This is a genomic window from Pseudomonas sp. C9-3, assembly GCF_032392015.1.
GTDB classification, from domain to species: Bacteria; Pseudomonadota; Gammaproteobacteria; order Pseudomonadales; family Pseudomonadaceae; genus Pseudomonas; species Pseudomonas nitroreducens.
The window spans coordinates 4,214,448-4,238,046 of sequence record NZ_CP135919.1 but is presented as its reverse complement, the minus strand read 5'-3'; the positions used below and the strand labels follow the sequence as shown (position 1 = coordinate 4,238,046).

22 protein-coding genes and 2 pseudogenes are annotated in these 23,599 nt (G+C 59.0%); 19 read left to right on the top strand and 5 right to left on the bottom strand.

Translation table 11 applies throughout. The features are described 5' to 3' along the window. The first annotated feature begins 61 nt into the window (after positions 1 to 61). Positions 62 to 424: a PaaI family thioesterase gene (locus tag RS899_RS19375; RefSeq protein WP_139092991.1), complete on the top strand. Its 363-nt coding sequence runs from the start codon at positions 62 to 64 to the stop codon at positions 422 to 424. Positions 425 to 508: 84 nt separating this feature from the next. On the opposite strand, the gene RS899_RS19370 is transcribed toward RS899_RS19375, so the two are convergent. Continuing rightward, entirely contained in the window at positions 509 to 1,867 is a 1,359-nt protein-coding gene (locus RS899_RS19370; RefSeq protein WP_054907481.1) for an OprD family porin, read from the bottom strand. Positions 1,868 to 2,306: 439 nt separating this feature from the next. On the opposite strand from RS899_RS19370, the gene RS899_RS19365 reads away from it, so the two are divergent. From RS899_RS19365 to RS899_RS19355, 3 genes are read left to right on the top strand one after another with little or no spacing between them, the layout of a single operon-like run. Further along, entirely contained in the window at positions 2,307 to 2,549 is a 243-nt protein-coding gene (locus RS899_RS19365; protein WP_054907482.1) for a hypothetical protein, read from the top strand. Positions 2,550 to 2,578: 29 nt separating this feature from the next. Then, complete coding sequence (locus RS899_RS19360; RefSeq protein ID WP_315807859.1) at positions 2,579 to 3,004, top strand: HIT domain-containing protein; 426 nt, start codon at positions 2,579 to 2,581, stop codon at positions 3,002 to 3,004. A gap of 3 nt (positions 3,005 to 3,007) precedes the next feature. Continuing rightward, the gene (locus RS899_RS19355) at positions 3,008 to 3,214 is read left to right on the top strand and encodes a SlyX family protein (protein ID WP_169937314.1); all 207 of its coding nucleotides are present in this window, start codon (positions 3,008 to 3,010) and stop codon (positions 3,212 to 3,214) included. A 687-nt stretch (positions 3,215 to 3,901) separates the two neighbouring features. Here the strand turns inward: RS899_RS19355 and RS899_RS19350 are convergent. Beyond that, the gene (locus RS899_RS19350; RefSeq protein WP_315807858.1) at positions 3,902 to 4,654 is read right to left on the bottom strand and encodes an integrase core domain-containing protein; all 753 of its coding nucleotides are present in this window, start codon (positions 4,652 to 4,654) and stop codon (positions 3,902 to 3,904) included. Between the two features lie 388 nt (positions 4,655 to 5,042). Here RS899_RS19350 and RS899_RS19345 point away from each other — a divergent pair. The 4 genes and pseudogenes from RS899_RS19345 to RS899_RS19330 form a co-directional block, all read left to right on the top strand. After that, positions 5,043 to 9,377 (top strand): annotated as a pseudogene (locus RS899_RS19345) (hemagglutinin repeat-containing protein); the annotation flags it as partial. A gap of 648 nt (positions 9,378 to 10,025) precedes the next feature. Next, complete coding sequence (locus RS899_RS19340; protein WP_315807856.1) at positions 10,026 to 10,859, top strand: hypothetical protein; 834 nt, start codon at positions 10,026 to 10,028, stop codon at positions 10,857 to 10,859. Continuing rightward, on the top strand, positions 10,856 to 11,245 hold the full coding sequence (locus RS899_RS19335; RefSeq protein ID WP_315807855.1) for a hypothetical protein: 390 nt from the start codon (positions 10,856 to 10,858) through the stop codon (positions 11,243 to 11,245). Before RS899_RS19340 ends, RS899_RS19335 begins: the two co-directional genes overlap by 4 nt. A gap of 610 nt (positions 11,246 to 11,855) precedes the next feature. Beyond that, the gene (locus RS899_RS19330) at positions 11,856 to 12,179 is read left to right on the top strand and encodes a hypothetical protein (protein WP_315807854.1); all 324 of its coding nucleotides are present in this window, start codon (positions 11,856 to 11,858) and stop codon (positions 12,177 to 12,179) included. 551 nt (positions 12,180 to 12,730) lie between these two features. Here RS899_RS19330 and RS899_RS19325 read toward each other — a convergent pair. The 3 genes and pseudogenes from RS899_RS19325 to RS899_RS19315 form a co-directional block, all read right to left on the bottom strand. Next, positions 12,731 to 12,970 carry a cold-shock protein gene (locus RS899_RS19325; RefSeq protein ID WP_192430913.1) on the bottom strand — a complete coding sequence of 80 codons (240 nt, stop codon included), beginning with the start codon at positions 12,968 to 12,970 and terminating at the stop codon, positions 12,731 to 12,733. 93 nt (positions 12,971 to 13,063) lie between these two features. Next, positions 13,064 to 13,327: pseudogene (locus RS899_RS19320) on the bottom strand (cold shock domain-containing protein membrane protein); the annotation flags it as partial. A 217-nt stretch (positions 13,328 to 13,544) separates the two neighbouring features. Then, positions 13,545 to 14,015 (bottom strand): Dps family protein, encoded by a 471-nt coding sequence (locus RS899_RS19315; RefSeq protein ID WP_024763362.1) that lies wholly within the window; start codon positions 14,013 to 14,015, stop codon positions 13,545 to 13,547. Positions 14,016 to 14,255: 240 nt separating this feature from the next. Between RS899_RS19315 and RS899_RS19310 the strand changes: the two genes are divergently transcribed. The 11 genes from RS899_RS19310 (at position 14,256) to tolB (ending at position 23,548) form a co-directional block, all read left to right on the top strand. Continuing rightward, entirely contained in the window at positions 14,256 to 14,525 is a 270-nt protein-coding gene (locus RS899_RS19310; protein WP_017522110.1) for an FmdB family zinc ribbon protein, read from the top strand. Positions 14,526 to 14,568: 43 nt separating this feature from the next. After that, complete coding sequence (gene aspS / locus RS899_RS19305) at positions 14,569 to 16,347, top strand: aspartate--tRNA ligase (RefSeq protein ID WP_024763363.1); 1,779 nt, start codon at positions 14,569 to 14,571, stop codon at positions 16,345 to 16,347. Positions 16,348 to 16,420: 73 nt separating this feature from the next. After that, a complete protein-coding gene (locus RS899_RS19300; RefSeq protein ID WP_024763364.1) occupies positions 16,421 to 17,167 on the top strand; it encodes a YebC/PmpR family DNA-binding transcriptional regulator in 747 nt (248 codons plus the stop codon). A gap of 116 nt (positions 17,168 to 17,283) precedes the next feature. Continuing rightward, positions 17,284 to 17,808: a crossover junction endodeoxyribonuclease RuvC gene (ruvC, locus tag RS899_RS19295; protein WP_024763365.1), complete on the top strand. Its 525-nt coding sequence runs from the start codon at positions 17,284 to 17,286 to the stop codon at positions 17,806 to 17,808. 34 nt (positions 17,809 to 17,842) lie between these two features. Continuing rightward, entirely contained in the window at positions 17,843 to 18,448 is a 606-nt protein-coding gene (gene ruvA / locus RS899_RS19290) for a Holliday junction branch migration protein RuvA (RefSeq protein WP_024763366.1), read from the top strand. A gap of 10 nt (positions 18,449 to 18,458) precedes the next feature. Next, positions 18,459 to 19,517 carry a Holliday junction branch migration DNA helicase RuvB gene (gene ruvB, locus RS899_RS19285; protein ID WP_017522105.1) on the top strand — a complete coding sequence of 353 codons (1,059 nt, stop codon included), beginning with the start codon at positions 18,459 to 18,461 and terminating at the stop codon, positions 19,515 to 19,517. Positions 19,518 to 19,569: 52 nt separating this feature from the next. Continuing rightward, entirely contained in the window at positions 19,570 to 20,016 is a 447-nt protein-coding gene (ybgC, locus tag RS899_RS19280; protein ID WP_015478279.1) for a tol-pal system-associated acyl-CoA thioesterase, read from the top strand. A 1-nt stretch (position 20,017) separates the two neighbouring features. After that, positions 20,018 to 20,713, top strand: a complete 696-nt coding sequence (gene tolQ, locus RS899_RS19275; protein WP_024763367.1) for a protein TolQ — start codon at positions 20,018 to 20,020, stop codon at positions 20,711 to 20,713. Positions 20,714 to 20,736: 23 nt separating this feature from the next. Beyond that, positions 20,737 to 21,201, top strand: a complete 465-nt coding sequence (tolR, locus tag RS899_RS19270) for a protein TolR (protein ID WP_024763368.1) — start codon at positions 20,737 to 20,739, stop codon at positions 21,199 to 21,201. Continuing rightward, positions 21,198 to 22,253, top strand: coding sequence for a cell envelope integrity protein TolA (gene tolA, locus RS899_RS19265; RefSeq protein ID WP_139092984.1), 1,056 nt, complete (start codon positions 21,198 to 21,200; stop codon positions 22,251 to 22,253). Before tolR ends, tolA begins: the two co-directional genes overlap by 4 nt. Continuing rightward, positions 22,250 to 23,548 (top strand): Tol-Pal system beta propeller repeat protein TolB, encoded by a 1,299-nt coding sequence (tolB, locus tag RS899_RS19260; RefSeq protein ID WP_054911001.1) that lies wholly within the window; start codon positions 22,250 to 22,252, stop codon positions 23,546 to 23,548. The genes tolA and tolB overlap by 4 nt, the downstream gene beginning before the upstream one ends. The last annotated feature ends 51 nt before the right edge of the window (positions 23,549 to 23,599 follow it).

Genomic DNA, 23,599 nt, shown 5'->3' with positions numbered 1-23,599 from the left:
GAGTGGCGTGAGTCGTTTAACTGCGGCGCAGGTACAGGCGTTCATTCGCGCGGGATTGCCCATGGCGGACGACATGGATCTGCGCATCGATGCACTGGAAGGACGCAGCGCCTTCGTACGGGTTCCGTTCCACGGGCGGATGGTGCGTCCGGGGGGCACGGTCTCCGGGCCGACCATCATGTCACTGGCGGATGCGGCGATGTACGCAGTGATTCTGGCGCAGCTGGATAACGTCGAGATGGCTGTTACTTCCAACCTCAATATCAACTTCTTGAGCAAACCCAAGCCGGAAGACTTGTTGGCGGAAGCCAAGATATTGAAGCTGGGGCGTCGGCAGGTGGTTTGCGAGGTATCTGTCTATTCGGTCAGCAATCCCGAGGAGTTGGTTGCCCATGTGACCGGGACCTATGTTTTACCGATGTAACAGATACGTTCGAAGTTGTAGGTAAGTTGCAATAAAAAAGCCCGGCAGAAGCCGGGCTTTTTAATACCAGCGCGTCGTCGTGAATTACATCACGGACAGCGGGTAGTCGACGATCAGACGGAACTCGTCCACATCGCCTTCGCCCTGGTCGGAGTTGCCGCGGTGCCAGGCTTGGCGAATGCGGAAGGACAGGTCCTTCGCGGCGCCTTCCTGAATCACGTACTTGGCTTCCAGGTTGGTTTCGTGGTGTTTGCCGTCTTCGCCGTACAGGCCATCGTAAGCGGTGCCAACAGCCTTGGTGCCGTCGATGTCCTTACCGTTGATGTAGCGGCCCATGAAGGTCAGGCCAGGCACACCGTACTCTTTCATGTTCAGGTCGTAACGAGCCTGCCAGGATTTTTCGCCCGGGCCGTTGAAGTCGGAGTACTGAACGGAGTTGGCGAGGAAGATCGAGTCGCCGCCCTTGTTGTTGTCGCCGATACCGATGTAGTCGAACGGGGTATCGCCATTCACTTTCTGGAAGGCCAGGGTGAAGGTATGCGCGCTCAGGGTGTAGGCGGCTGCCAGCGAGAAGGCATTGTTGCTGATGTCGCCAGCTTTGGCCGAACCGGTATCGCTGGTGCGGTAGTAGTTGAAGTCGAAGCCCAGGGACTGGTCGTCGGCGATCGGCAGGGTGTAGTTCAGGTTGGTGTAGTACTGGTTCCAGACGTCTTCCAGCTTGGCGCCGTACAGCGATGCGCTGAAGTTGTCGGAGAAGGCGTACTTGCCGCCAACGAAGTCTGCGGTCTTGCCGGTTACGCCAGCGTAGTTGGCCCAGATTTCACCGTCGTGGCTGGTGTCGTTCTGGCTGGTGCCGGAGTAGTAGTGGCCGCCCTCGACGTCCAGGCCGTCGATTTCGCTGCTCATGATGGCCAGGCCGCTAGCGGTCTGGGGCAGCAGGCGGGTGCCGCCTACGGCGAATACCGGTGCGGTCGGCTGCATGTCACCGGCTTTCAGCTCGGTCTTGGAAACGCGAACCTTGATAGCGCCGCCAGCTTTGCCGAAGGAATCCTGCGGGGTGCCGTCGTCGCTGATTGCCAGGTTCTCGGTGCCGGTACGACCACGGCCGGAATCCAGCTTCAGGCCGAGGTAGCCGAAGGCGTCAACGCCGAAGCCTACAGTGCCCTGGGTGAAGCCAGAGTTGTAGTTGGCCCAGAAGCCCTGGGTCCATTCTTCGCGGTAGCCGTTCTTGTAGCCACTGGCTTTGGAGGCGTCGGCAACGTTACCGCCGCCATTGCGCTGATCGCGATTGAAGTAGTAGTTGCGAACCAGGAAGTTCAGGCTGCTGTCTTCGACAAAGCCTTTAGCGTCAGCCTGATTACCTACGAAGGGTTCGGCCATTGCCAGTTGTGTGCTGCCTGCAGAAACCGCCAGGGCGATGGCGCTCCACTTCATCACTTTCATTGTGATTGCTCCTTTGGTTTTGAAATTATCTGCCATCACAGTGCCGCGGTGACGGCTCATTCTTTTTGTCGGCGCTAACTTATAGCACGCGTGTTCAGTTGGCGATAGTTGCCCAAATAAACACACGGAAACGTTACGGGACTGTCGCAAAGCTGCATGAAGCATGTCGCATTCAAGCAGTTTCGATGTTGCAAAAAGAGGTTGTCCCCCCATTGCTCCAATGTTGCTTCAGTCTTGTGGTTTTATTCTCCCTCAACCACTTCATGCTTTCTCACGCTTTCGCGTCCACTTTCTGAAAGGGGTGGCCGTCGGAGCGATGTCCTTGCCTCTAGCAACAACCGTGCACAAATGCCCGGAGCCGCTTTCACAGTGCGCGTCTTGCGACGTGTTGGCGCATTTCACGGCTTCTGTTGGGGATTTGCAACATGGAAGCGCGCCGATGTCGTTTTCCGACATCCCGCAGATCCCGCTGTTTAAACGATTTTTCAGCGCTGATGGGCGGGATTGCCGTGTGGTTTCCTGCACGCGCCTGTTGTCGGGATATGCCAATTCGCGTCATGCCCGATCCTGGGGCAAGGCCCTGGCCAGCTTGCTCCGGGATGGGGCTGCGCCTGAGCATGTTCGCCGCAACGGCTCTCTAGTATTCTTCGCGCCCTTCGGCTCCTTCGCGGAGCTAGGCTAAAACAAGGCTCGTCGAGCAGGAGAAGTCTTATGTTCGCCCTGGATTCCCGTCTCCAGCAGGACACCGTTGCACTGGGGGATTTCCCACTGAGCAGCCTGCTGCTGATGAATGACTCACAGTACCCCTGGTTCATCCTGGTGCCGCGCCGCGAGGATGTCAGCGAAATATTCCAGCTGGACGTCGCTGACCAGCAGCAGCTTTGGCGCGAGGCGACCCAACTGGCCGAAGTGCTCAAGGACACTTTCGATGCGGACAAGATGAACGTCGCCAACCTGGGCAACGTCGTTAGTCAACTGCACGTGCACGTCATTGTGCGCAAGACGAGCGATGCCGCCTGGCCGGGCCCGGTTTGGGGCAAGCACCCGGCTGTGCCTTATAAAGAAGAAGAGCTGGCTCGCATACGCGAGAGGTTGCGCATGGTGCTGGGCGATGGTTTTCGCTTCAGCCAGGAGTAAGTGATGGATCTGGAAAAACGAATGGCCGATCTGGAGAGCCGACTGGCCTTCCAGGATGACGCGCTACAGACAATGAGTGATGTGGTCTATGAGCAGGAGCGGGTGATCGAGCGCCTGCGCCTGCAGATGCAAGCATTGCTCAAGCGCTTGGAAGACTTGCAGGGGCAGGTTGGCGTCTCGGAAGACGAGGCACCTCCTCCCCATTATTGAGCAGCAAGCGCCCGGTATTAAAAGGGCATCCTGGTGTGCGCGAATCCTTCTCCCGGCAATTGCTGCTCGTGCCGAAACCGTGACAATCGGACGCACAGGTAAATGCTACTTGTGCGGAATGTCTCCCGGAAAATGGGAAACAACCTACATTTCATCGGGATAATGGCCTAAGGGCATCATGTATCAAATATGATCCAATCCGTCTTTTGGGATGGACTGGCCGTGTGGCCAGAAGACAGGGATCGTAAGGATGCGTGTTCTCTACCGTGGCTGGATGCCGGCCCTGGCATTCTGCTGTGCTTCGGCAAGCTTTGCTGCACCACTGCCCACACCGGGTGACAACGACCTCCAGCGTCAACGCCAGGAGCAACTCCTGCGTGAGCAGCAGAAGCGCCTGGAGGAGCTCCAGCAGCTCCCTGGCAAGGCGCCCAGCGAGGCGCCGCCGACCACGGCGCCGGACACTCGTTTGTCCTGTCCAAGTGTCCAAACTGATTTCCCCGCCAGTTGGCGGGGTAGTTTTCGTGGATGAGCCGTCGAAATGCTCCTCCGTTACCTCCTGCCTGTCAGTTTTTCGGCTGACTGTCCCGCTGTAAACCTCCCAATTTCCTGTGTTTCTCGCTGTTGGCTCAGGCGAATCCTCCTGCTCCGTGGACAGGTGCTTTCCCAGGCGCGAATGCACAGTCGCCGCTACCCGCTCAGATAGAAACCATTTAGCAAACCGTTCCAGGCTTCAAACCATTCCACCCGCTTCGGCACGTGCTGATACGGATCGATGCCAGTCCAGGCCTCCAGCGGCGTTCGTCCGTCCAGGTTCTGGTGCGGCCGAACCGCGTTGTACCAGAAGGTGAAAGTTTTCAGGGCGGACTGAAGTTGTTCTCCATCCAGCACTCGCCATTGGTCGAGATTGCGTTTCAGCGTGCCGAACAAGCGTTCAATCCGCCCGTTCTGCCAGGGGCAACCCACCTCGCTGCGTTGATGGCGAATGCCGGCCCACTGCAATATTTTGGGAAATACCCAACCCGTGAATATCCGCTCGTTATCGGTCCGCAAGGCTCGTGGTTTTCCATAACGTCCAATTGCCAGAAACAGATAGCCCAGCAGCGTCCAGGCGGATTTGTTCGGCACGGCTTTCAGTTCGAGCAAGTATCGTGTGCCGTGATCGATCACGCCGAGCAGGGTGTGCTGTTGTCCGTGGATATCCTGCTTGCCGGTCAGGTCCATCGCCCACACAGCATTTTTATTTGGTGAGTGAGGCTTACGTCTGCGCAGTTTTCGCCGCTTGCATACCACCGCGTAGCGTTCTCGACGCAAGGTGTAAGCCACGAACGACTTGCTCACCGTCATCTGTCGCCGCTGGGCATGCAAGCGATTGAAGCTATCGGCGATGCGCCGATAGCCCGCCTTTGGCATCAAAGCCTTGAGGCGAACCAGTTCATCCACGACCCACTCAGGTTTACGCGGCGAGCGTGCTGGTGTGCCGCGTCGGGTTCGCTGCCAACCTGATTTCGGTGCGGAGAATTGCCGAGGAAAAAGACTTGCCAACCACCGCCAAATTGCGTGCCACCATCTGAGTGAAACCATTGCGCGTTCCTGGCAAAAAGGACGCTTGATACCGGCCAGGCGGAAGAGATGACATCGACCTGCGCGGATTGGATCTGGATAGTTCAGGTGCTGTGCGTTCTTTAACAACTCAAGTCAAAACACATGCAGGTAGAGCGGAGCCGACATCCCTGTCGCCACTCCGTCGCTCTCCTGCACCCCCGGCCCCGCCATCCCTGGCGGGTCGCTCGCCGGGGCAACGCATGCGTTGCCAATTCCCGGCTCGCCCTACAAGGACAGCCTGCAGCTCTCCGTCGGCGTCGGCCTTTCCGCAGAACAGGTCGCGGCCCTGACCCACGACATTGTCTGGCTCGAAGAAGCCGAGGTGAACGGCGAGAAGGTCCTCGTCCCGGTGCTCTACCTCGCCCAGGCGGAAAACCGCCTCGGCCCCACCGGTGCGCTGATCATGGGCCAGGACGTCAGCCTCATCAGCGGCGGCGAGCTCAACAACGCCGGCACCCTGCGTGCCAGCAACAACCTCAGCGCCAGTGCCGGCAACCTGAGCAACAGCGGGTTGATCCAGGCCGGCAACCGCCTCGACCTGCTCGCCGACGACAGCATCCGCAACGCCGCCGGCGGCATCATCGCCGGGCGCGACGTCAGCCTCACCGCGCTCACCGGCGATGTGATCAACGAACGCAGCGTCACCCGCATCGACAGCGCCCAGAGCGCCAACCGCACCTGGACCACCAGCTTCGCCGACAGCGCCGCGCGCATCGAGGCCGCCAACAGCCTCGACATCAGCGCCGGCCGCGACGTCAGCAACCTCGGTGGCGTGCTGCAGAGCCGGGGCGACCTGTTCATCGGCGCCGACCGCGACGTCAACATTGCCTCGGTGGAAGTCACCAACGGCCAGCTCAACGGCCGCCGCTACTACAGCGAAACCACCACCCAGCTGGGCGCCGAAGCCAGCGCCGGGCGTGACCTCGACATCAGCGCCGGGCGCGACCTCAACGCCGTTGCCAGCCGCCTCGACGCCGCGCGCGACGCGGCGCTGAGCGCCGGCCGCGATGTCACCCTCGCCTCGGCGGCGGATGAGAGCCATAGCTATAGCAACACCCGCAAGATCAGCAGCCAGAAGGATCACGTCGAACAGCAGGGCACCGCGCTGACCGCCGGCGGTGACGTCAGCATCGCCGCCGGGCAGGACCTGGCCCTCAAGGCCAGCAGCGTCAGCGCCTCCGGCGAGGCCTACCTGTACGCCGGGCGCGACGTCAGCCTGGTCTCCGAGCAGGACAGCGACTACAGCTACTACCGCAAGACCAAGACCAGCAGCTCCGGGCTCTCCAGCACCACCAAGACCCGCGTCGACAGCAGCAGTAGCACCACCCAGGTCGGCTCTCTGGTCAGCGCCGACAAGATCGCCATCCGCGCCGGCCAGGACATTGCCGTACAAGGCAGCGACGTTGCCTCCACCAACGGCACCAGCCTGTTGGCCGGGCGCAACGTGCTGATCGATGGCGCGACCGAAAGCTTCGAGACCAGCCACGCAGAGTCCAAGAAGAAATCCGGTCTCATGAGCAGCGGCGGGATCGGCGTGACCCTCGGCTCCAGCAGCCTGAAGACCACCCAGGACGACCACACCGAACAGACCCGCGGCAGCACCATTGGCAGCGTGCTCGGCAACGTCGACATCCAGGCCGGCAAGGACCTCACCATCCGTGGTTCCGATCTCGTCGCCGGCAAGGACATCAACCTCATCGGGCAGAACGTAAGCATCCTCGAGGCGCAGAACCGCAACCGCAGCGAGGAAACCCGCGAGCAGAAGAAAAGCGGCCTGACCCTGGCCCTGTCCGGCAGTGTCGGCAGCGCGGTGAACACCGCCTATGAATCTTCGAAGGAGGCGCGCCACGAAGACGACAGCCGCCTGGCCGCCCTCAAGGGCATCCAGGCCGGCCTGACCGGCTACCAGGCCTGGCAGGCCTCTCAGCAAGGCGGCGGTATGAGTGCTGATACCGCCGGGCAATTCGTCGGTATCGCCATCTCCTTGGGTTCGCAGCAATCCAAGTCGAAAACCGTTCAGGAGCAGAGCATTGCCCAGGGCAGCACCCTGACCGCCGGCAACAACCTGAACATCCTCGCCACTGGCGCGGGCAAGGTCGGTGAAGACGGCGACATCCGCATCCAGGGCAGCCAGCTCAAGGCTGGCCAGGACGTCATGCTCGCGGCCAACCGCGACCTCCTCCTCGAAGCCGCTTCCAACACCCAGAAGCTCGACGGCAAGAACAGCAGCAGTGGCGGCAATATCGGCGCGAGCATTGGTTTCGGGTCCGGCGGTGCTGGCATCAGCATCTTCGCCAACGGCAACAAGGGCACCGGCTTCGAGCACGGCAACGGCACCACCTGGACCGAATCCACCGTCGATGCCGGCCGCCAGGTCACCTTGATCAGTGGCCGCGACACCAGCCTCATCGGTGCCCAGGTCAACGGTGAGCAGATCACTGCAAAGGTCGGCCGCGACCTCACCCTGCGCAGCCTGCAGGACACCGACGAGTACAGGTCCGAGCAGAAGAACGTCAGCGGCGGCGCCAGCTTCACCTTCGGCACCATGACCGGCAGCGGCTACGTCTCGGTCGACAAGAGCAAGATCCACTCCAACTACGACAGTGTGCAGGAGCAGACCGGGCTCTACGCCGGCAAGGGCGGCTATGACATCGAAGTGGGCAAGCACACCCAGCTCGACGGCGCCGTCATCTCCAGCACCGCCAACGCCGACAAGAACCGCCTGAGCACCGACACCCTCGGCTGGCGCGACATCCGCAACGAGGCCGACTACAAGACTCAGCAACAAGGCATCAGCGCGAGCACCGGCGGCAACGAAGGCAGCGCCTTCTTCGGCAACATGCCCAACGGCATGGTCACCGCCTACACCCACGGCGACAGCGACAGCGGCACCACCCACTCCGCCATCAGCGCCGGCACCATCGACATCCGCAATGGCGAAGCCCAGCAGCAGGACGTCGCCAGCCTGAGCCGCGACGTCGAACACGCCAACGGCAGCATCAGCCCCATCTTCGACAAGGAGAAGGAACAGCGCCGCCTGCAGGAAGTGCAACTGATCGCCCAGATCGGCAGCCAGTCGATGGACATCATCCGCACCAATGGCGAGATGAAGGCGAACGAAGAAGGGCGCAAGGCGCTGGAGAAAGACGGCAAGTACCCGCCGGGGGAAGGCGCCTCGGCCGAGGAGATCAAGAAGTACAACGAGGCCCTGGTCAACTCCAAGGCCTATCAGGATGTGATGCGAGAGTACGGCACGGGCAGCAATTACCAGCAGGCTGCCCAGGCTGTCACCGCAGCGCTACAGTACCTTGCCGGTGGTGATATCGGTGGGGCCGTGGCCGGAGCCTCAGCGCCTTATGTGGCTAACATCATCAAGCAGCAGGCCGGCGACAACGACACCGCCCGCATCATGGCCCAGGCGGTACTCGGGGCCGTTGTGGCCAACGCTCAGGGCAACTCCGGCGTGGCCGGTGCAGCGGGGGCGGCCACGGGTGAGCTGATTGCGGCGAGTCTGTATCCCAATAAGAGCGCTAAAGACTTGACGGAGAGTGAGCGGCAGATCGTCTCTGCGCTTTCCACTCTCGCAGCGGGGATGGCGGGTGGATTGGCGACGGGGGATAGCGCTGGGGTTGTGGCAGCGGCCGGGGCGGGTAAGACGGCGGTTGAGAACAACTTCCTGAGCGGAAACCAGGTCAAAGCGTTTGATCAAGAAATGCAGGAGTGCACGAAGGCCGGCGACTGTGGAAAAGTAATCGATAAGTACGTTGCATTGAATGAGGAAAATCGCCAGAAGTTGCGGTCGACCTGTGCTGAGAAGCCCTGGGTTTGTGCAGACCACATGAAAGACTTGATTATGACTGGCCTGTACACCGCTGATCCTTCGAGGCCAGTGTTCTTCGGTGGCATAGAGAACGAGAACGTCAGGATGATGGTTCAGTATGAAAATGGGTTGGACCTGAACTATATAAATACCAATACAGATACCCTATCAAAGACTTTGGTCTTCGCGTCTCAGACTGAAAATGTCATGCTTTTCTTCGGGGGAGTGGCAAATTTGACCAGCGCGTCGAGTAAATCTATAGCCACTGGCGCCGGGTTGGGAATGACTGCAAATGGTAGCATTCAGCTTGCGACTGGGAACACGGGAGATAAATTTGATTGGGTAGGATTTATGACTTCCGGTGTGACTGGTGGAATGTCGGCAGGCCAAAGACTTCTTCCCAATGTTCAGACTAATATTGGTGGAGCATATATCGCCAGCCAGATTAGTGGGCAGAACTCCGTTGATGCGATGATGGGGGCGATGGCAGGTTCCATGCTTGGCTATGGCATAGGTGCGTCGATTACAGGGCAAATGGAGAAGAGCTTTGTTAATAGGGTAATCGGCCTGTCTACTAGCAGTACTAATGCCCTAAAATATACCGAAATCCCGTTCTATCCAGGGGCATACCTGCTTAGAGAAACGCCGATGAGTGCAGTTCCTGGGATAGCAGGCGGTGCGGTTGGCGGGATGGGGTCTGAGATTTCTAATAGCTTGCTATTAAAGGAAATGAATAAGTGAAAAGGGTGCTTTGGCTATTTAAGCTTTGGTTGTGGATGTTTGTTAAGTTTTTTTCGGGAATGTTGCTCTTGGTCGGTTTTCTTCAGGTCGTTCATAAGCTGTCTTCCAATGGGGTTTTTGAGTACTCAGGTGAAGATCTTGCATATTTACTGAAGGTGAGCCTTGTTGGGGGGGGGTCATTAGGGATATGGGCGTTTGTGGTCTCTGAAATTAAGAATGGAATTGATTAGCAGTATGGCGCAATGATCTGAAATGCGAAAAAATTGAGGCCAAAAAGGGGATAGGTTTATTTTTCTACTCTAAAACTATGCGCGGAGTCAGGATTAGAGTACGTAAAATAAATCTGTCCCCTTTTTCTCTGTCCCCCTTTTCTGCTATTGGGATATTCCCGAAAACGGATAGTGTCTCTGACTTAATTGGGGGTAATTCAAAGTACTCGGAAGACTCCATTTCACGCACAATTGGAGCGATTTTGAGCTTTGGCTCCCTGTTTGGGGCGAGTAGTCCGCACTCGAATTATTTGTGCCAGACGCCGGCTTGTCGGGATGGTGGCGGCTCGGAGTCTCAAAAGCAATTTGTGGATAGTCGTAAGTACATAGTGCCGACCTTTATTGATGATAAAGGTGTTGGTAATAACGGGGCTGAGCAGTGAGCTACAAAAGATGGATTGTTGCTTTTCTTACTGTTTCTCTTACAGGGTGCTTCTCCTCTGGAAAAAAAGTCTATGAAACCGAGCGGCAGCGTTCATTGATGCTGTGTGATGTTGGTAAAAATAGAATAACCATGATGCGGCGCTTTTCGTTCGATATTCCAACGATATTTCAGCAGGCTCCTTGTGGCGTAGTATCCAGTGGATTTACCTACGATAAATTAGCAGATGCAGTTTATATTGGATCTGCTGGTGGATATTCTTATGGGGGGGGCTCTGTTGATGCTGCTCAGTACTCTATGTCATTTAGAGGTTTCAATGGTCGAGCTGTTGAGCTGTTTATGCCGATGGAAGATTTTTCTGAGTATATGTTAGCTAAGGAGAAGTTTTCTCCTGTTAGTGGTTATCCAGACAAAGTAAGCTCTGTGCGTGTTGGGGCTAACGAATGCAAAAGGTATTACTATCTGCGCAACCAATCTCATATCAGTATGTGGAATGAAGAAATACATTATTGGTGCTGGGAGAAGCAGAGTGGTTTGAGTATCCCATTTCATATAACCACTTTTCAGCGACAGAGACAGGGGGTGCCGGGTGTTGACATGGAAAAGGAGTTTATTAAACCGTTCTTCGATAGCTTGGCAATCAATCATTTGGCCAGCGCTGAGATTGAATTGATTCAGAGGAATAGATTAGAAGTATGCGAAAATCAGAAAGAACGCTTCGATGAAAATAAAATATACGGATCTGACTATCCAGATAGACGTTTCTTCAAAGCTCGTCTGCATTATTGTGGCTACGACATTCCTTTGCCAAATTTGGAAACGGGGTTGTGAGTATTGTGTTATTGAAAATCGGCAGGTTAATGAGGTGTAAAATAGTTCTTGCTGTGCCGCTGTTGAGTGCCTTGGCGGGTTGCGCAAACACACCGCGCGATGATGTGCGTGATTCTGGAATAAAAGTCGAGCAGTCCATTGGGGATGTTTTAAAGTCTCTTGGTTCATTGGGCTATCAATGCGGTTCAGCCTCATCTCCGTTGATAAATGGTTCCGAGCGAGAGCATTATGGCGTGTACGATAATAATTCCGAAAAATACACTTGCAATAAGCAGAGGTCAGGAGTCTTTTGTGTCGATAATTTATTCGTTGATTTAATATTCGTCGATGGAAGGCTTAAAAATGCAGGTGTGCAAACTGTACCTGTCTGTATCTGGACTCAATGAATTGATGTGCGATTGGGCACCGGAAAGGGGCGGCACCGGAAAGGCGGAAAGGGGACAGATTTATTTTTCTACCCTATAGCCGTCCTGCGGGGCGGATGAGAGTAAGGAAAATAAATCTGTCCTCTTTTTCTTGCTAGATCTGGATGAGAGTTTATAGATAAATATATGTTGAGGTTGAATGGGTGATGCTTACGAAGAGACTGTGCTTGCTTGGTGTTGGTTCGGCGCTGTTTGCAGGTTGCATGACACTGTCTGGTTACTATCAGTTAACGGCCTACAACGCAAATGGTGACGTGGTGATGGGGAATAGGAAGAATATTGCCGAAGGTTCGGGTATATATACTGTCCGAAATGCCTTGTGCGGAATTCCTTCTGTAGCGGTTGTCGTTATCCGAGATAACAAAACTGGTGAAGAGTTGAAAAGCGAAAGTCCTTATCAGTGTCGCTGAGGTGAAGAGAAAAAGAGAAAAGGGGACAGATTTATTTTTCTACTCTAAAACTAGGCTCGGAGTCAGGATTAGAGTATGGAAAATAAATCTGTCCCCTTTTTCTAATACCTATGAATATGGTCCCGGGTATGGCTCCAAGGGGAAGGAGACGAGGGTGAACAATGATTAAAATTTTTGAATTGAATAAGTTGCTTGTTGCTCACAGCTGCTTGCGTGCCATGAGCATTAGCTTGAGTGATGATGGGTCGGCCTATGATTTATATTTGTCAATATCTGATTCTGAAAAGGCTGGGGCTGATGTCTTGTGTGTAAAATTTAGTGATGTCAGCCATTTTGCAACTCGTGATTTTGGCGGTGGATTGACTCAATTGATGCATATGAACGTGAGTAAGCTGGAGTCTGGCTTTGACAGAATGCGTTATCAATTGAGCGATCTTGAGGATGAAAAGTTGTCATTTTTCTTTTCATCATTTTCGGTTGATTAGACGTTCCCCCGGAGACTGCCCCCAATCTGAATCTGACAAGACTGTAGATGTAGATGTAGATGGTGGGGAAAAAAGGGGACAGATTTATTTTTCTACTCTAAACGATCTGGCGGGTCAGGATTGGAGTGAAGAAAATAAATCTGTCCCCTTTTTCTCTTGTCCCCTTTTTTCTCTTGTCCCCTTTTTTCTCTTAATGAGCTTCCATGTACTTCAGTGGGGCGAGAAATGAATCGAGAGGTTGTGAAGAGTTGGATCGCTGCTGGAATAGTCTTGGCTAAAGATTCCAACGAAGATGTTGATTGCCCTGTGTGTGGAATGGCAAAGCTGTTAGTGAGGGATATCAGGAGAAGTGCGGGCTCTTCCGAGTTTGAGCGCCTGTTGAAATGCCCGTCTTGTGGAGCCAGAAACGCGCTCAGGATGAGTGACGAAGCACCCTGGTAATCGCAAAACAGGGCTTAGGGGCAGAGAATGTCTTAGGTGGACAGTCAGAGCCCGCGCGCTCCGGAATAAAAAAGCCCGCCATTCGGCGGGCTTTTTCATGGGCGTAACGCTCAGCGCCGATTAGGCAGCGCAGCAATCACATCCTCTGCCTGCAATCCTTTGTCACGCTGGACAACGGAGAACTCCACCCGCTGACCTTCGATCAGGATGCGGTGGCCTTCGCCGCGGATGGCGCGGAAGTGGACGAAGATATCCTCGCCCGAGTCGCGGGAGATGAAACCGAAGCCCTTGGAGGTGTTGAACCACTTCACGGTGCCGGTTTCGCGGTCGACGCCGGCGAAGGTTTCGATGGCAACGCTGGCGCTGGGTTTGTTGAGGCTGGCGATCCATTGCAGGACGACGGCGCCGGCCAGGCTCAGCAGCGGCAGCACGATGGCCGGCTGGTCGCCGATGAAGGGCAGCGGGGCGAGCAGGATCAGGATCTGCAGGACCACGGCCAGCACGACCAGGGCGGTGGCGAGGCTCTGCAGGGCGGAGGGGTGTTTCAGGTTGCTGCTCGGGGCGAGCAGGAGGCTGGTCAGACCGAGCAGTGCCAGGTAGATGGCATCGCTCTGTTGCAGGTAGGGCAGGGCATCACTACGCAGACTCGGGATCAAGGACAGCAAGAGTGCGGCGACGCCCGTCACGAGATGGACGATCTTCAACATGGCTACGGATTCACCTTGAGCGGGTAACGAAATAAAGAAGCAGCCAGCCTCGGGTGCGACGCCAGAAAGGAAAAATGAAAGCGTGCCGGGCGGCCTATGCGAGAAACGCACGGCGGGTATTTAACCGCAATCCAGTTGCCTTCTCAAATCAACCGCTTAGGCCATTCGTAGGGGGAGGCAGCCGGCTTTCGGGCCGGCTGCTTATATAAGGACGGAGTTACTCGGCGAGCAGGCTGCGCAGCATCCAGGCAGTCTTTTCGTGGACCTGCATGCGCTGGGTCAGCAGGTCGGCGGTCGGCTCATCCGCCACCTTGTCGGCCAGCGGGAAGATGCTGCGGGCGGTGCGCACCACGGCTTCCTGGCCCTGAACCAGCAGGCGGATCATTTCCTGGGCATCCGGTACGCCTTCTTCTTCCTTGATGGAGGACAGACGGGCGTAGGCGGCGTAGGTGCCGGGCGCCGGGAAGCCCAGGGCGCGGATGCGTTCGGCGATGCTGTCCACGGCCAGCGCCAGTTCGTTGTACTGCCCTTCGAACATCAGGTGCAGGGTGTTGAACATCGGCCCGGTGACGTTCCAGTGGAAGTTGTGGGTCTTCAGGTACAGCGTGTAGGTGTCGGCCAGCAGGCGGGACAGGCCGTCGGCGATGGCGGCGCGATCTTCTTTGGCGATTCCGATATCGATGTCCATGGCGATCTCCTCATCGTGCATGAATGATTTAAAACGCTGGATTCGAGGCTATCACCGGGACAGGTGCGAAGCTCTTGGTCTATATCAAGGCAATCGATTGAGGTTTTCTATTAAAAGGCTGTGCGCCCGGCAGGCTTTTCCGCCACCGGAGCCCGGCTGCAACCTGCGGATTTTTCAGGCTATAATCGGCCTCTTTGCCGCGGGACGCGGACCCGTGGCGTTACACAGCCAAGGTGTTCCATGCCGATTTACGAGTACCAGTGCCAGTCCTGCGCGCATCAGCTGGAATCGCTGCAGAAGATCAGCGATGCGCCGTTGGTCGATTGTCCGGCCTGCAAGGCTCCCGAATTGAAGAAGATGTTGTCGGCTCCGGGCTTCCGCCTGGGCGGCAGCGGTTGGTACGAGACCGACTTCAAGACCGGAGCGAAGAAGAACCTGGCCTCCGGCGATGCCCCAGCGGCCTGTCCGGCCACCGGTTGCGGTGCCGGCGCCTGCTCCGCCAGCGAATGAGCGGTTCCCTAGAATTCAAGACTTTCGAGAAGCGAAACACACCATGATGCGCAGCCACTATTGCGGCCAGTTGAACGAGAGCCTGGACGGCCAGGTAGTCACTCTTTGCGGTTGGGTACACCGTCGCCGCGACCACGGCGGGGTGATCTTCCTCGACGTGCGTGATCGTGAAGGTCTGGCCCAGGTGGTGTTCGACCCGGATCGCGTCGAGACCTTCGCCAAGGCCGACCGCGTGCGCAGCGAGTACGTAGTGAAGATCACCGGCAAGGTGCGCCTGCGCCCCGAAGGCGCTCGCAACTCGAACATGGCTTCGGGCGCCATCGAAGTGCTGGGTCACGAACTCGAAGTGCTGAACCAGGCTGAAACCCCGCCGTTCCCGCTGGACGAATACTCCGACGTGGGCGAGGAAACCCGCCTGCGCTACCGCTTCATCGACCTGCGTCGCCCGGAAATGGCCGCCAAGCTGAAGCTGCGCGCGCGCATCACCAGCAGCATCCGCCGCTACCTGGATGAGAACGGCTTCCTGGACGTGGAAACCCCGATCCTCGGTCGCCCGACGCCGGAAGGCGCGCGTGACTACCTGGTGCCGAGCCGCACCTATCCGGGCCACTTCTTCGCCCTGCCGCAGTCGCCCCAGCTGTTCAAGCAACTGCTGATGGTGGCCGGCTTCGACCGTTACTACCAGATCGCCAAGTGCTTCCGCGACGAAGACCTGCGTGCCGACCGCCAGCCGGAATTCACCCAGATCGACATCGAGACCAGCTTCCTGGAAGAAAGCGACATCATCGAGATCACCGAGAAGATGGTGCGCCAGCTGTTCAAGGAAGTGCTGAACGTCGAGTTCGACGAGTTCCCGCACATGCCGTTCGAAGAGGCCATGCGCCGCTACGGTTCGGACAAGCCTGACCTGCGTATCCCGCTGGAACTGGTCGACGTCGCCGATCAACTGAAGGACGTCGAGTTCAAGGTCTTCTCCGGCCCGGCCAACGATCCGAAGGGCCGCGTTGCCGCCCTGCGCGTTCCCGGCGGTGCGAGCATGCCGCGCAAGCAGATCGACGACTACACCAAGTTCGTCGGCATCTACGGCGCCAAGGGCCTGGCCTATATCAAGGTCAACGAGCGCGCCAAGGGCGTGGAAGGCCTGCAGTCGCCGATCGTGAAGAACATCGCCGAGCCGAACCTGAACGAGATCCTCGATCGCGTCGGTGCGGTCGATGGCGACATCGTGTTCTTCGGCGCGGACAAGGCCAAGATCGTCTGCGACGCCCTGGGTGCGCTGCGCATCAAGGTCGGCCATGACCTCAACCTGCTCACCAAGGAGTGGGCGCCGATGTGGGTCGTGGACTTCCCGATGTTCGAAGAGAACGACGACGGCAGCCTGACCTCGCTGCACCACCCGTTCACCGCGCCCAAGTGCACCCCGGAAGAGCTGGAGGCCAACCCGGCCGGCAAGCTGTCCCGTGCCTACGACATGGTGCTCAACGGCACCGAGCTGGGCGGTGGTTCCATCCGTATCCACGACAAGGCCATGCAGCAGGCGGTCTTCCGCGTGCTGGGCATCGACGATGCGGAGCAGGAAGAGAAGTTCGGCTTCCTGCTGGACGCCCTGAAGTACGGCGCACCGCCGCACGGTGGCCTGGCCTTCGGCCTGGACCGTCTGGTGATGCTGATGACCGGCGCGGCCTCGATCCGCGAAGTCATCGCCTTCCCGAAAACCCAGAGCGCCGGCGACGTCATGACCCAGGCTCCGGGCACTGTGGATGCCAAGGCTCTGCGTGAGCTGAACATCCGCCTGCGCGAGCAGCAGAAGGCCGCCGAGTAAGTCGATTCGGATCACAGTGGCGCCCGCAAACCGGGCGCCGCGTGCGAAGCAAACAAGCGATACGGAGTGAGTTATGGCTGGTCATTCCAAATGGGCCAACATCAAGCACCGCAAGGAACGTCAGGACGCCAAGAAGGGCAAGATCTTCACCAAGCTCATTCGTGAGCTGACCGTTGCTGCCAAGCAGGGCGGCGGGGTGCCGGCGGACAATCCGCGCCTGCGCCTGGCCGTGGACAAGGCGCTGACTGCCAACATGACCCGCGACACCATCGACCGTGCCATCCAGCGCGGCGTGGGTTCCAGCGAAGCGGACAACATGGCTGAGCTGACCTACGAAGGTTACGCGCCCAGCGGCGTGGCGATCATCGTCGAGGCCATGACCGACAACCGCAACCGCACCGCGGCCGAAGTGCGCCATGCCTTCAGCAAGTGTGGCGGCAACCTGGGTACCGATGGTTCGGTGGCCTACATGTTCGAGCGCAAGGGGCAGATCAGCTATGCGCCGGGCGTGAACGAAGAGGCCCTGATGGATGCCGCGCTGGAAGCCGGCGCCGACGATGTAGTGGTCAACGACGACGGTTCCATCGACGTCTTCACCACCTTCGCCGATTTCATCTCGGTCAACGAAGCACTGACCGAAGCGGGCTTCAAGGGCGAGGACGCGGAGATCACCATGATCCCGTCGACCGTGGCGACCCTGGACCTGGACACCGCGCAGAAGGTCCTCAAGCTGATCGACATGCTGGAAGACCTGGACGACGTGCAGAACGTCTACTCGAATGCGGACATCCCGGACGAGGTGATGGCCCAGCTGGGCTGATCCCACCACCGGCGATGTGCTGAAGCCGGAAGCGGGAGTGGTCGTCAGCGGCGCCTCCCGCTTCCGGTTTTTGTTATCTGAAATGCGCGTTGCAGACTAGGTGTGATCGAACAGACATGACCCTGATTCTCGGCATCGACCCAGGTTCACGAATTACCGGCTTCGGCGTGGTGCGTGACACCGGCCGTGGTTGTGAATACGTGGCCTCGGGCTGCATCCGCACCGGCAATGGCGAGCTGTTCGAGCGCCTGCAGATCGTCTTCCGTGGTGTGCGCGAGGTCATCCAGACCTACCAGCCGACCATGATGGGCATCGAGCAGGTGTTCATGGCGCGTAACGCCGACTCGGCGCTGAAGCTGGGGCAGGCGCGCGGCGCGGCCATAGTCGCGGCGGCGGAAGAGGGATTGCAGATCGCCGAGTACACCGCCAGCCAGGTCAAGCAGGCGATTGCCGGCACCGGTGGTGCGGACAAGCAGCAGGTGCAGATGATGGTCATGCACCTGCTCAAACTGGTGCAGAAGCCGCAGATCGACGCCTCCGACGCCCTGGCCATCGCCCTGTGCCACGCGCACACCCGGCAAAGCCTGGTGCCGCATGGTCTGATGGGCGCCCGCCGTCGCGGCGGACGTCTGCGCCTGTGATATCCGGAAAAACTTTGAGCAAGGACAAACACCCGTGATTGGACGCCTGCGTGGCACCCTGGCGGAAAAGCAGCCGCCGCACCTGATCGTCGATGTGAACGGCGTGGGCTACGAGCTGGAAGTGCCGATGACCACCCTGTACCGCCTGCCGAGCCTGGGCGAGCCGGTGACCCTGCACACCCATCTGGTGGTGCGCGAGGATGCCCACCTGCTCTACGGCTTCGCCGAGAAGCGCGAGCGCGAGCTGTTCCGCGAGCTGATCCGCCTCAACGGCGTGGGGCCGAAGCTGGCGCTGGCGCTGATGTCGGGGCTGGAGGTCGATGAACTGGTGCGCTGCGTGCAGGCGCAGGATACTTCGACCCTGGTGAAGATTCCCGGCGTCGGCAAGAAAACTGCCGAGCGCTTGCTGGTGGAGCTGAAGGATCGCTTCAAGGCGTGGGAGAATATTCCTTCCATCGCGCCGCTGGTGGTGGAACCCATGCGGGTTGCCGCAGTCTCAAGCGCCGAGTCCGATGCGGTCAGCGCGCTGATCGCCCTGGGTTTCAAACCTCAGGAGGCGAGCCGCGCCGTGGCCGCCGTGCAGGAGGAAGGCTTGTCCAGCGAAGAACTCATCCGCCGTTCCCTCAAGGGCATGGTCTAGGTAGATATTGATGATCGAAGCCGATCGCCTGATTTCCTCAGCCTCCAGTCGCGACCGCGAAGAGCAGTTCGACCGCGCCATCCGCCCGCTCAAGCTGGCGGACTATGTCGGTCAGCCTGTGGTGCGCGAGCAGATGGAGCTGTTCATCCAGGCGGCCCGTGGGCGTCAGGAAGCGCTGGATCACACGCTGATCTTCGGCCCGCCCGGCCTGGGCAAGACCACCCTGGCGAACATCATCGCCCAGGAGATGGGGGTTTCGATCAAGAGCACCTCCGGGCCGGTGCTGGAACGCCCTGGCGACCTGGCGGCGATCCTGACCAACCTCGAGCCCAACGACGTGCTGTTCGTGGACGAGATCCATCGCCTGTCGCCCATCGTCGAGGAAGTGCTGTACCCGGCCATGGAAGACTTCCAGCTGGACATCATGATCGGCGAGGGCCCGGCCGCGCGCTCGATCAAGCTCGACCTGCCGCCCTTCACCCTGGTCGGCGCGACGACTCGCGCCGGCATGCTGACCAATCCGCTGCGTGACCGCTTCGGTATCGTGCAGCGTCTTGAGTTCTACGGTGTGGACGACCTGTCCAGCATCGTCGCCCGCTCAGCGGGGATCCTCGGCCTGGAGATCGAGCCGGCGGGTGCCTTCGAGATCGCCCGACGCGCCCGTGGCACGCCGCGGATCGCCAACCGGCTGCTGCGCCGTGTGCGGGATTTCGCCGAGGTGCGTGGCACCGGGCACATCAGCCGCGACATCGCCGACAAAGCGCTGAACCTGCTGGACGTGGACGAAAGGGGCTTCGATCACCAGGATCGCCGCCTGTTGCTGACCATGATCGACAAGTTCGACGGTGGGCCGGTGGGTGTCGACAACCTGGCAGCAGCCATCAGTGAAGAAAGACACACGATTGAAGATGTGCTGGAGCCCTATCTGATCCAGCAAGGCTATATCATGCGCACACCGCGCGGCCGTGTAGTGACCCGGCATGCGTACCTGCATTTCGGCCTGAATGTGCCGAAGCGGATGGGGGAGGGGGCGACGCCGGATCTGTTCGCCCCTGAAGATGGTAATTAATTGCATTTGTAGGCGATTGCCGATTGGCAAAGCCAGGACTTGGTTTTAGAGTATGCGCGCGCAACACGGGGGTCAGCCGTTCCAGCAGCGGTATCGGGTCTATTACGAGGACACCGATGCCGGCGGCATCGTCTACTACGTCAACTACCTCAAGTTCATGGAGCGGGCTCGTACCGAGCGGCTGCGTGATCTGGGCTTTGCCCAGTCGCAGCTGGCGGGGGAGAACCTGCTTTTCGTCGTTCATTCGGCCGAGGCGCGCTATCACGCGCCTGCCCGTCTGGACGACGAGCTGCTCGTCAGCGCCGAAGTGGAGGAGTTGAACCGTGCGAGCCTGAAGTTTCGTCAACAGGTTCGACGGGCGTCGGATTCGACCTTGCTCTGCGAGGGGCGATTCCTGGTGGCGTGCGTGCGGGCGGACACCCTGAAACCCCGCGCTATCCCAGATGTGTTGCGTGCGGCATTTGCCGGCAGTCCGGACACCCTTTCAGCAGGAGATTAACGTGGAACCGAACGTCGTCGACCATACTTCCATGTGGAGCTTGATCAGTAACGCCAGCGTCGTGGTACAGCTGGTGATGCTGACCCTGGTGGCCGCATCGGTCACTTCCTGGATCATGATTTTCCAGCGCAGCAACATGATGCGCTCGGCGAAGAAGGCCCTGGATACTTTCGAAGAGCGCTTCTGGTCGGGCATCGACCTGTCCAAGCTCTATCGTCAGGCGGGCAGCAACCCCGATCCGGATTCGGGGGTCGAGCAGATCTTCCGTGCCGGCTTCAAGGAATTCTCCCGTCTGCGCCAGCAGGCCGGCGTTGACCCGGATGCAGTGATGGAAGGCGTTTCCCGCGCCATGCGCGTCGCCATTTCCCGTGAGGAAGAGAAGCTGGAAACCAGCCTGCCGTTCCTTGCTACCGTCGGTTCCACCAGCCCGTACATCGGTCTGTTCGGCACCGTGTGGGGCATCATGAACTCCTTCCGTGGCCTGGCCACCGTGCAGCAGGCCACCCTCGCCACCGTGGCGCCGGGTATCGCCGAAGCGCTTATCGCCACCGCCATCGGCCTGTTCGCGGCCATCCCCGCGGTCATCGCCTACAACCGTTTCGCCGCTCGCTCGGAAATGCTCATCGGCCGCTACTACACCTTCGCCGACGAGTTCCAGGCCATCCTGCACCGCAAAGTGCACACCAGCGACGATTGAAGACGACCAAGAGGTAAGCCGTCATGGCAAGAGTTCGTCACAAGCGCAAGCCGGTCGCGGAAATGAACGTGGTGCCTTACATCGACGTGATGTTGGTACTGCTGGTCATTTTCATGGTGACCGCGCCCATGCTCAACCAGGGGGTCAAGGTCGACTTGCCCAAGGTTTCCAGCGAAGCGCTGCCGCAGGATAACGATTCCCGCGTGCTCACCATCTCCATCAAGGCCGACAAGACCTACTACTGGAACATGGGCTCGGAAGTGGACCCGGATCAGGGCAAGGGCAGCCAGACTGCCGTGGACCTCGATCAGCTGGTCAACGCTGCCACCGGCATCATGGCCGAGAACAGCCGCCAGGGTAAGAAAGTCCAGGTCTTCGTCCGTGGGGACAAGGCAGTCGACTATGGCTCGGTCATGGCCGTCATGGGCGGTCTGCAGAAAGCCGGAGTCGGCAACGTCGGTCTGATTACCGAGGCACCAGGTAGTTGATGCACCAGCTCGAGCGCTCTCAATCGGAAGGCTACTTCTGGCCAACGGTCCTGGCCGTGGCCCTGCATGTGCTGATTTTTGCCATGTTGTTCGTCAGCTGGGCCAGTACGCCTGAACTGCCGCCTTCGCGGCCGATCGTCCAGGCTACGCTGTACCAGCTGAAGTCCAAGAGCCAGGCGACCCAGCAGACCAACCAGAAGATTGCCGGCGAGGCGAAGAAAACCTCGGCCAAGCAATACGAGCAGGAGCAGCTCGAGCAGAAGAAGGCTGAGCAGCAGGCATTGGCTGCTGCGAAAGCCGAGGAACAAAAGAAGGCCGACGCGGCTCAAAAGGCTGCAGATGCAGCTCAGAAAGCCGCCGATGCCAAGAAGGCCGACGACGCCAAGAAGGTTGCCGATGCTGCCGCCGCCGCGAAGAAAGCGGCTGAAGCCAAGGCTGCCGAGCAGAAACAGCAGGCGGATATAGCCAAGAAGAAAGCCGAGGAAGAGGCCAAGAAAGAGGCCGCTGACGAGGCGAAGAAGAAAGCTGCCGAGGAGGCCAAGAAGAAGGCCGCCGAGGACGCGAAGAAAAAAGCCGCCGCGGATGAAGCCAAGAAGAAGGCTGCCGCGGTCGAGGCTGCGAAGAAGAAGGCTGCTGCCGCAGCCGCTGCCGCAGCTCGCAAGGCGACGGAAGACAAGAAGGCCCAGGCTCTGGCCGAACTGCTGTCGGATGACACGCAGCGGCAGCAGGCCCTGGCCGACGAGCAAGGTAATGAGGTGGCGGGCAACTTTGACGATCTGATCGTCAGCCTGGTGAGCCAGCAGTGGAGCCGTCCTCCTTCAGCTCGTAACGGAATGAGCGTAGAAGTGCTGATTCAGATGCTGCCGAGCGGTGCCATTACCAATGTGAGTGTGACTCGCTCCAGTGGTGACAAGCCGTTCGACGATTCGGCGGTGGCGGCGGTCAAAAACGTTGGCCGTATTCCCGAACTGCAAAATCTGGATCGCGCCACTTTCGATAGCCTGTATCGTCAGCGCCGAATGGTCTTCAAACCGGAGGATTTAGATCTGTGAGTACCCTGATTCGCTTCGCGCTCTTCGCCCTGGCCCTGGTGGCAGGCGCAGCGCAGGCCGCCGACCCGCTGGTGATCTCCAGCGGTCGTGACTCGGCTGTCCCGATCGCCGTGGTTCCGTTCGGCTGGCAGGGCGGCAATGTGCTGCCCGAAGACATGTCGAACATTATCGGCAACGACCTGCGCAATTCCGGTTACTTCGAGCCGATCCCGCGCCAGAACATGATCAGCCAGCCGGCCCAGGCCAGCGAAGTGATCTACCGTGACTGGCAGGCCCTCGGCGCGCAGTACGTGCTGGTCGGCAGCATCGTGCCCAACGGTGGCCGCCTGCAGATCCAGTACGCCCTGCTCAACGTGGCGACCCAGCAGCAGGTCCTGACCGGCAGCGTGGGCGGCACTACCGACCAGTTGCGCGACATGTCGCACTACATCGCCGACCAGTCGTTCGAGAAGCTCACCGGCATCAAGGGTGCGTTCTCCACCCGGCTGCTCTACGTGACTGCCGAGCGCTTCTCGGTGGACAACACCCGCTACACCCTGCAGCGCTCCGACTATGACGGCGCTCGCCCGGTGACCCTGCTGCAATCGCGCGAGCCGATCCTTTCGCCGCGCTTCTCGCCCGATGGTCGTCGTATCGCCTACGTGTCCTTCGAGCAGAAGCGTCCGCGCATCTTCATGCAGTACGTCGATACTGGCCGCCGCGAGCAGATCTCCAACTTCGAAGGCCTCAACGGCGCCCCGGCCTTCTCGCCGGACGGCAACCGCCTGGCCTTCGTGCTGTCGCGCGACGGCAACCCGGAGATCTACGTGATGGACCTGGGCAGCCGCCAGCTGCGTCGCCTGACCAACAACTCGGCGATCGACACCGAACCCTTCTGGGGCGCAGACGGCTCGACCCTGTACTTCACCTCGGACCGTGGCGGCAAGCCGCAGATCTACAAGATGAACGTGAACTCGGGCGCTACCGACCGCGTGACCTTCATCGGCAACTACAACGCCAACCCGAAACTCTCGGCGGATGAGAAGACCCTGGTGATGGTTCACCGCCAGGACGGTTTCACCAACTTCCAGATCGCAGCGCAGGACCTTCAGCGCGGTAATCTCCGGGTACTTTCCAACACCAATCTGGACGATTCGCCCACTGTTGCGCCAAATGGCACGATGCTAATATACGCCACCCGCCAGCAGGACCGGGGCGTGTTGATGCTCGTGAGCATCAACGGACGTGTTCGGTTACCGCTACCCACCGCTCAAGGCGACGTGCGCGAGCCTTCCTGGTCCCCTTACCTGAACTGACGGTTGCCAACTGTTTCAAACTTATACACTGGGGTTCATTAGGAGTTACAT

Excerpts from the sequence above, each read along its gene's own strand:
- RS899_RS19375 (WP_139092991.1), top strand. The coding sequence starts at position 62 with ATGGCGGACGACATGGATCTGCGCATCGATGCACTGGAAGGACGCAGC.
- RS899_RS19370 (WP_054907481.1), bottom strand. The coding sequence starts at position 1,867 with ATGAAAGTGATGAAGTGGAGCGCCATCGCCCTGGCGGTTTCTGCAGGC.
- RS899_RS19365 (WP_054907482.1), top strand. The coding sequence starts at position 2,307 with ATGTCGTTTTCCGACATCCCGCAGATCCCGCTGTTTAAACGATTTTTC.
- RS899_RS19360 (WP_315807859.1), top strand. The coding sequence starts at position 2,579 with ATGTTCGCCCTGGATTCCCGTCTCCAGCAGGACACCGTTGCACTGGGG.
- RS899_RS19355 (WP_169937314.1), top strand. The coding sequence starts at position 3,008 with ATGGATCTGGAAAAACGAATGGCCGATCTGGAGAGCCGACTGGCCTTC.
- RS899_RS19330 (WP_315807854.1), top strand. The coding sequence starts at position 11,856 with ATGATTAAAATTTTTGAATTGAATAAGTTGCTTGTTGCTCACAGCTGC.
- RS899_RS19315 (WP_024763362.1), bottom strand. The coding sequence starts at position 14,015 with ATGGACATCGATATCGGAATCGCCAAAGAAGATCGCGCCGCCATCGCC.
- RS899_RS19310 (WP_017522110.1), top strand. The coding sequence starts at position 14,256 with ATGCCGATTTACGAGTACCAGTGCCAGTCCTGCGCGCATCAGCTGGAA.
- aspS (WP_024763363.1), top strand. The coding sequence starts at position 14,569 with ATGATGCGCAGCCACTATTGCGGCCAGTTGAACGAGAGCCTGGACGGC.
- RS899_RS19300 (WP_024763364.1), top strand. The coding sequence starts at position 16,421 with ATGGCTGGTCATTCCAAATGGGCCAACATCAAGCACCGCAAGGAACGT.
- ruvC (WP_024763365.1), top strand. The coding sequence starts at position 17,284 with ATGACCCTGATTCTCGGCATCGACCCAGGTTCACGAATTACCGGCTTC.
- ruvB (WP_017522105.1), top strand. The coding sequence starts at position 18,459 with ATGATCGAAGCCGATCGCCTGATTTCCTCAGCCTCCAGTCGCGACCGC.
- ybgC (WP_015478279.1), top strand. The coding sequence starts at position 19,570 with ATGCGCGCGCAACACGGGGGTCAGCCGTTCCAGCAGCGGTATCGGGTC.
- tolR (WP_024763368.1), top strand. The coding sequence starts at position 20,737 with ATGGCAAGAGTTCGTCACAAGCGCAAGCCGGTCGCGGAAATGAACGTG.